Source organism: uncultured Succinivibrio sp. (assembly GCF_902756765.1).
GTDB lineage: Bacteria > Pseudomonadota > Gammaproteobacteria > Enterobacterales > Succinivibrionaceae > Succinivibrio.
This window is the reverse complement of record NZ_CACVSS010000095.1, coordinates 1-6,504: the sequence shown is the minus strand read 5'-3', so window position 1 is coordinate 6,504 and position 6,504 is coordinate 1. Positions and strand designations below refer to the sequence as shown.

Genomic DNA, 6,504 nt, shown 5'->3' with positions numbered 1-6,504 from the left:
TTTGATGCTAAAGCTGCAGCTGATGAACAGGCGGTGAAACCGATAATCCAAGGCTCTGCAATATCCTTGAAGAAGCGCTTTAAAGGAAGACCTACATAAACGCGTACAACTGGAATATAAACCACCACGAAGAATAAAGCGGTTGCAACAAATGAACACAGAACCAGCTTTAACAGAGGAAGCAGTACAGCAAGACCGTGCTTACTTACAGTGAAAGCAATCAGAGCAAATACACCGATAGGAGCATAATGCATAACAGCGTTGGTCATCTTAATCATGACTTCGCCAACACCTTCAAAGAATCCCTGCAGACTCTTGCCCTTCTCACCCATTGAAGCCAGAATGAAACCAAAGAAAACTGCAAAGAAGATAATCTGCAGCATTGAGCCCTTTGACAGAGCATCAAATGGATTCATAGGAACAATGTTTAAAAGAGTATCCTTAAGAGCTGGAGCCTTAACTTCATTGATGGTTAAACCTTCAGTTGAGAAGTTAAGACCGGTACCAGGATGAACAACCTGAGCAATGATAAGACCGAAGATAACTGCAACACCGGTAGTGCAGGCATAAACCAGAAGAGTCTTAACCGCAACACGACCTAGCTTTGAGATATCTGCGATACCGGCAACGCCAGAAATAATGGTTGCAAATACCAGAGGAACCACAACCATACGAATCAGTCTGATGAACAGATCACCAAAAGGCTTAATGTAATCTGTTGCAAAACTTTCACTTATAAATGTACCGAAAACAGTACCAAGAACCAAACCCAGAAGCATCATCCAGGCCAGTCCAAATGACTTTTTCTTTTCCATCTCTATCTCCAGAAATCAGTTAAAGAGTGTTCATGCACTACAGTAGAGCAAAAATACAACACTCTTGCATGAGCTTATGATACGTAAAAAAGGCTTGATAATCAAAGAAAACATAGGCGCTTGCACTATTATGTTGCTAAAATTGTGATTTGAATTATACATTACCAATTTTGGAGCTTTTATTGTATGAATGCCTGATTTACGGTCAAAACATGGAACTTTTGAATTATCCTGCTGAAAAAAAATAGGAATATTATCTTTTCAAACAATCAAAAAAAAAGAGAGGAGCAATAATATTGTCCCTCTCTTAGGCATAATCCGTTCAATTAGTACTTTTTCTCGGTTGAACCTGCGAAAAGTTGATACAGGCTGGCATCAGAGATCTCCGGCTCATCCCCTTCAAAATTAAGATTGATTCTGTAGCAAAATTCCACATTGTCAGCAGCAGGAATGGCATTGCCATTATAATCTCTGCTCATAGAGCTGCCGTTAATCTCGTGTTTTCTCCTATAAGTCAGAATACAGCTTTTTCCATCTTCACTTAACTCTATACCGATGTCACTTAAAGAACCATTACCAAACTGCTGACCTTCCTCAGTGTTGATAATGACATTTGCTCCATCCACATTCTCATTAAATCTTGTTTGAAACATTGTAAAGTGACCTACAGCATAGGTACCCTGATGCAGAAGTGTGGTGATACCGAGTTTCTGTTTATTTAGACGAAGTTTCTCCTGAGGAGAAAGGTCATCTAAGTTACGACCTTTAAGCAGAATTTTGGTTAACAAAGGATCAAAGTCTTTAGCATCAGAATAATAATACGTATTCCCCTGCAGAGTTACGGCACTGCGGCAAACGTCCCTACCAAATACATTGTTAAAATAATTTGTATGATCCTTGAAATCAGGATTCATACATTCATCCAACATTCCCTTATAAGCATTTTTCAGGTATGCCTTTAAACCTGGAGGACAGGTATCAAAGGTAAATTCCTTCCAGTGTTTTGAATGTTTGAGTAATTTTCTTAGTTCATTCTCAATCTTATCAAGAGAATGCTCAGTGAAACAGACAGAGCCAATGAACTGTCGTAAAAAATAATGTAGTTTTGGATCAAGATCCTTCTTAAAGGTGTCAAAAAGCGTTGGACCATGCTTTAAGACCAACTCAAGATTCCTGTTCGATAGCTCATGACCGTTACGAATAGCATCACATCTTTCCTGAGACATCCATTTAGATGCATATACCGCACGGCCGGTATTTACTAAAGAAAGCAGCTCTTTGTTTGACTCATTGAGCTTGCTGAGTGTTGCAACAGGAATCTGAGCCATAAGCTGACCAAACTCAGGGTTTTCATTGAAGATCTGCTGACGAACCATATCTTTGATGAGAGAGAGCTGGTTCTTCTGCGCATCAGTAAGATTTGCTCCATTCAGATCAAGCTGTGGAGGAAGAGCATTGATGAGAGTTTTTTCAAACTCAGATAAAGCCTTAAGAAGTTTAGTCTCATTAACAGTTTTACCGTGTGTTACAGGCTCAAGTATTACCTGCAGAGCTTTAGGATCATACAAATGGGCAAACTGTGTTGCAAACTTTAACACAGTACCAAACTGATCAGGCTGTTTACCGGCAAGTATCATATCGGTATATTTTACCTTTTGAGTCTCAGAGAGCCCTGATTTGTTCAGCAGTTTGAGAGCTTCAACTCTAGGGGAGATGATTTGTCCTAGTTTATCTTCGATAAAAGCTTTAAACTCATCGCTATCTACTGCAGGTCGCTCCTGTGCAGGAAGATTTATATAGGCATCTAATAATGTTTTACGAGTTTCATCATAAGCATCAAAATTAGCTTTATATATTCTAGTTCTAGAAATATCAGAGATATTCTGAGCTGCAATCATGGCTTCAAATATATTATTGAAGGTGTTTCTAGCAGCCAGATGAGTTTGTACTATGAGGCCAATTTCCTGCAGACACTGCTCATTGTGTTTAATATAATTCTCAATCTCAGTTTTGCTGTTTAATTTTTGTAAATCTGGAGTAAAGTTCTTGAGACTATTTAACTTAGAAATCATCTCATTCTTTAATCGCTCATCCGTTGGAAGAGAACTGAGCGTCAGATTATGCTGTTCCTTGCAAATATCTAAAACCGTATCCCGAAGAGTGTTGTTTTTTAAAGATTCAAGAATGAGTTCTTTGGCAATATCATGAATAGACAGATTGTCATATAGAACATTTTGATTCTGCCCATTTGCAGCAACAGATTTCGCTTGCAGCTTCTCTTTAAGTTTTACCGCTAAATTTTTATTTAAGATTTGGTCATAAAACATCAATGGAGAAGCTTTTTTTAATGAATTCTCCCCAAAAAGTTTGGTAACCTCCTCAAAGGCTGTCATAATCCCTATTTTTAAGGCCACAGGCATTTTATCGGATTCATCTTTGTCAAGTAGAGCTATTAGGTTAGCTCCACTGTTCTGCAGAGCTTGTTCAAACAAATGCTTTTCAGGAGCGTCAGCCATTTTATTAAATGCCGACACTAAGTCGTTATTGACTGCAAGTCCAGCTTCAAGCCCAGGAGTTTTGTCAAACATTACCAGAGTAGTCAGATCACGCAGGAGAGACTGCTGCTCTTTGGTAAGCTCCTTCCACTTACCTTCACCAAGATCCTGCTGATACATAGAGTCAATGATATTACAGGTCTTTTTAAGTTCTTCCTGCAGTTGAGCAGCTGATGGTTTGGTAAAGCCTTCAGGAGGATTTACGGAACTGTTCAGCAGAGCACCTATGCCTCCCTGCCCATGAGACAAGACTGAATCAAGTGTAACTCCCTCAGGCAGGTCATGCTCAATAAGCAGCATTGTTAGCTGAGTCGTTTTTTCCTGACTCAGACCAGACTGTTTAAGGTCCTGCAGCAATTGATTTTTACTGTCGACAAAATCTCTGACCAGATTGTTAAAACTGTCCTCAAAATTACCCTGTTTTTCTCCTGCCTGATAAAGGATCTGCTCAACTTCGAGTTTTGCTGTTAAGGACTTAAGCTCACAAGAATTCTTTAAAACCTCCAATGGAATTCCCGTAAGCTCGGATAAGCGAAGAATAGCCTTTTCCTTGAAGACATTAACTGAAGCCTTCAGGCTGTCATAATAGGCATTTTTTTCGTTTATGAGGTTCAGATGTTTGGTAAATAATTCATCAAATTGAGCTTTAGTAAAACAGTTCTTCAGATCTTTAGAAAAATCTTCATTTTTTTGCAGATCACGGACAACTCTAGGAATATCTTTCACACCCAAGTGTTGTTTGTTTTTATCAGAAAGCTCATCAACAAAAAAGCTAACTTCTGCATTAGCAACAGCTTTTTGAGAGTATTTTCCCAATATAGAGGACATAATATCCAAAAGCCCTTCTTCCGGAAGATTTTTAATTTCGTCTATAAACTGACTGAACAGCTCTTCTCCTAAGAATTCTTTAAGTTCTGAGTCCGAACACTTGAACAAATTTCTTCTTCTAACATGTTCCTCTTTTGCAGACGAAATTGTATCTTTGATGAGCCTGGAAAAACTGTCTGGAAGCATAGAGAGCTTAAATTTTTTTGACTGAAGAACAGATGCTATATAGGCTCCATTTTTTTTCTGATTAACCATAGGTGCAGGGTTATTTACCTGCTGGGCATTGGCAAGATTCTGCTGCCCCTGGGCCTGATTGGCTCCCTGAGGAACTATTCTGCGATTACCGGCATTTCCTACCTGAGCATTACGGAGACCAGCTGGTACATTACCGTTTTGAACTGGCACCTGATTATTCACATTGTTAAGATTCTGATTGCCCTGATGTGGCTGAACAATACGGTTATTAACATCTGTCATATCATGTTCCTCTTTTAAATGCTCTTAAGCTCATCATAAAGTCAGGCTTTTAAAACAGCGGCCTGAAGTAGATTGTCCTCATGTTCTATCTCTGTCATGTTTTCAGAGGTCAGCTTATTTTTGTATTTTTTCGCGGTATAAACAAAATTATCCAGAATTCTCTCAAACTGTTGATAGGTTATATTCTGCTGGAGAATAAGATGGAGCATAAATTCGCTTTTGATCTCATCGTGACTCAGTACCGCGTTTGCAGTGGCTCTGCCCAGATAGTTTTCAGAAAGCAGATGTGGAAATAAATCTTCCTTACCAACAGAAGAGCCTAATTCACAGATAAGGTAGAGCTTGTCCTCATATTCCTCAAAAAACACTGTCACTTCACCAAATTTCAGTGCACAGGTATGTTCTTCTGAAAATTCAAGCTCCAAACCAAGATTAGAGCCGAGTTCTTTGATAAGCTCTTGTGCATTCATAATTGCATCACCATCTTTTCATTCAATTCAACATCGTAAAACAACACTTATTCTGTTTTAATTCTTTATCGATTTATGCTCGTATTCTGAGCTATATTTATTTCCCCAGAATAGATTTGAGGGGAACATACCGGCACTCAGCTTAAACAGATTGGAATTGCAGAAGAGTCCTTGTATGAGTGTTTCCCAAAAGAAAGAAAGCTATTTTTAAGTTTAGTTTGAAATATTCAGATCAACGTGATTTGGGTATCTTTTTTGAGGAGAATAAAGATACCCGCAATCACTGCTATTTATTTTTATGCAAATATATCGTTATTGATGTTATGTCCACCTACTTTAACAACATCAATCTTGTTTTTTGTCTGATTCATTCTTTCAACATGTCTCATTTCAGAACTTATTAAGAAGTTCAGCATATGCCTCTTTATTGTTCTACAACATTATCTCCTTACAGAAATACCATTCCGTATCTCTACCTATATTGTAGAACAAAAATTATGGTAATTATGCAACTACAATAAAATATTAAGTTCTTATGACGAGGGTAACATTTTTCACAAAAAAAATGAGCCACAACTTATGGTGAAGTATAAAAAATCTAAAGCATACATATTCTGTAGACATTCACAACTCTAAAAAACCGTAATTTTTTTAAGTACTGAAAAAGCAAATTCATGAATCACTATGAAAATAAGGGCGAGGAGAAGAGGAAAAGTTTGATAGAATAATTGCAAGCAACATCTAACATAAGGAATAAAAATGGAAATCCATCTGAATGACAGTTCAATGACAGGAACCGAAATCATCAGCTTGAACGGAAGACTGGATGCGTTAAGCTCAGAATCTCTTGAAGAAAAGGTTAATCCCTTAACACAGAATGATAATACCAATTCTCTAATCTTTGATCTTGCAGGACTTGAATACATTAGTTCAGCAGGACTTCGAGTCTTTTTAAAGACAGCAAAAAGCTGTAAAAATACCAGTAAAAAAATGTTTTTATGTGGTCTTTCTGAAAATGTTTCAGAGGTTTTCAAGATTTCAGGTTTTGATCTTATTTTAGAGATTAAGCCAGATCTGAATTCAGTAAAAGAAGCTTTAGCAAGCTGACAGGTAAAAGAATTGTTTCCTAAAGCCACACTTTTAAACGCAGCTGTTCTGGGTGTCATAATCCCCTGCTCCTATGCTCAGGTCACTTTAAATGTTGAGGAAACCGAGATCTATGCAGTTCCCTTCGATCAGGAAAATACGTTAGAACGCAGAATTGATACTCTTGATGTCAACAAGCTCTCAAAATACGCATACCTTTTAAGAGCTAATCACATGGTTATGCCTTCATACGGTCCTAAGACCTCAAAGGAG

5 protein-coding genes are annotated in these 6,504 nt (G+C 37.9%); 2 read left to right on the top strand and 3 right to left on the bottom strand.

Annotated features, from left to right (window positions below):
- From QZU45_RS10375 to QZU45_RS10365, 3 genes are all read right to left on the bottom strand, one after another.
- Positions 1–815: cation:dicarboxylase symporter family transporter (locus tag QZU45_RS10375; RefSeq protein ID WP_295355067.1), on the bottom strand; the 815-nt coding region annotated here is incomplete at its 3' end.
- Between the two features lie 326 nt (positions 816–1,141).
- A complete protein-coding gene (locus QZU45_RS10370) occupies positions 1,142–4,675 on the bottom strand; it encodes a hypothetical protein (RefSeq protein ID WP_295355065.1) in 3,534 nt (1,177 codons plus the stop codon).
- A 41-nt stretch (positions 4,676–4,716) separates the two neighbouring features.
- Entirely contained in the window at positions 4,717–5,145 is a 429-nt protein-coding gene (locus tag QZU45_RS10365) for a type III secretion system chaperone (RefSeq protein ID WP_295355062.1), read from the bottom strand.
- A gap of 759 nt (positions 5,146–5,904) precedes the next feature.
- Here QZU45_RS10365 and QZU45_RS10360 point away from each other — a divergent pair.
- Positions 5,905–6,252 (top strand): STAS domain-containing protein, encoded by a 348-nt coding sequence (locus QZU45_RS10360; RefSeq protein WP_083425535.1) that lies wholly within the window; start codon positions 5,905–5,907, stop codon positions 6,250–6,252.
- Between the two features lie 12 nt (positions 6,253–6,264).
- Positions 6,265–6,504, top strand: a 240-nt coding sequence (locus tag QZU45_RS10355; RefSeq protein WP_295355058.1) for a hypothetical protein, incomplete at its 3' end; no start/stop codon positions are given.

Excerpts from the sequence above, each read along its gene's own strand:
- QZU45_RS10365 (WP_295355062.1), bottom strand. The coding sequence starts at position 5,145 with ATGAATGCACAAGAGCTTATCAAAGAACTCGGCTCTAATCTTGGTTTG.
- QZU45_RS10370 (WP_295355065.1), bottom strand. The coding sequence starts at position 4,675 with ATGACAGATGTTAATAACCGTATTGTTCAGCCACATCAGGGCAATCAG.
- QZU45_RS10360 (WP_083425535.1), top strand. The coding sequence starts at position 5,905 with ATGGAAATCCATCTGAATGACAGTTCAATGACAGGAACCGAAATCATC.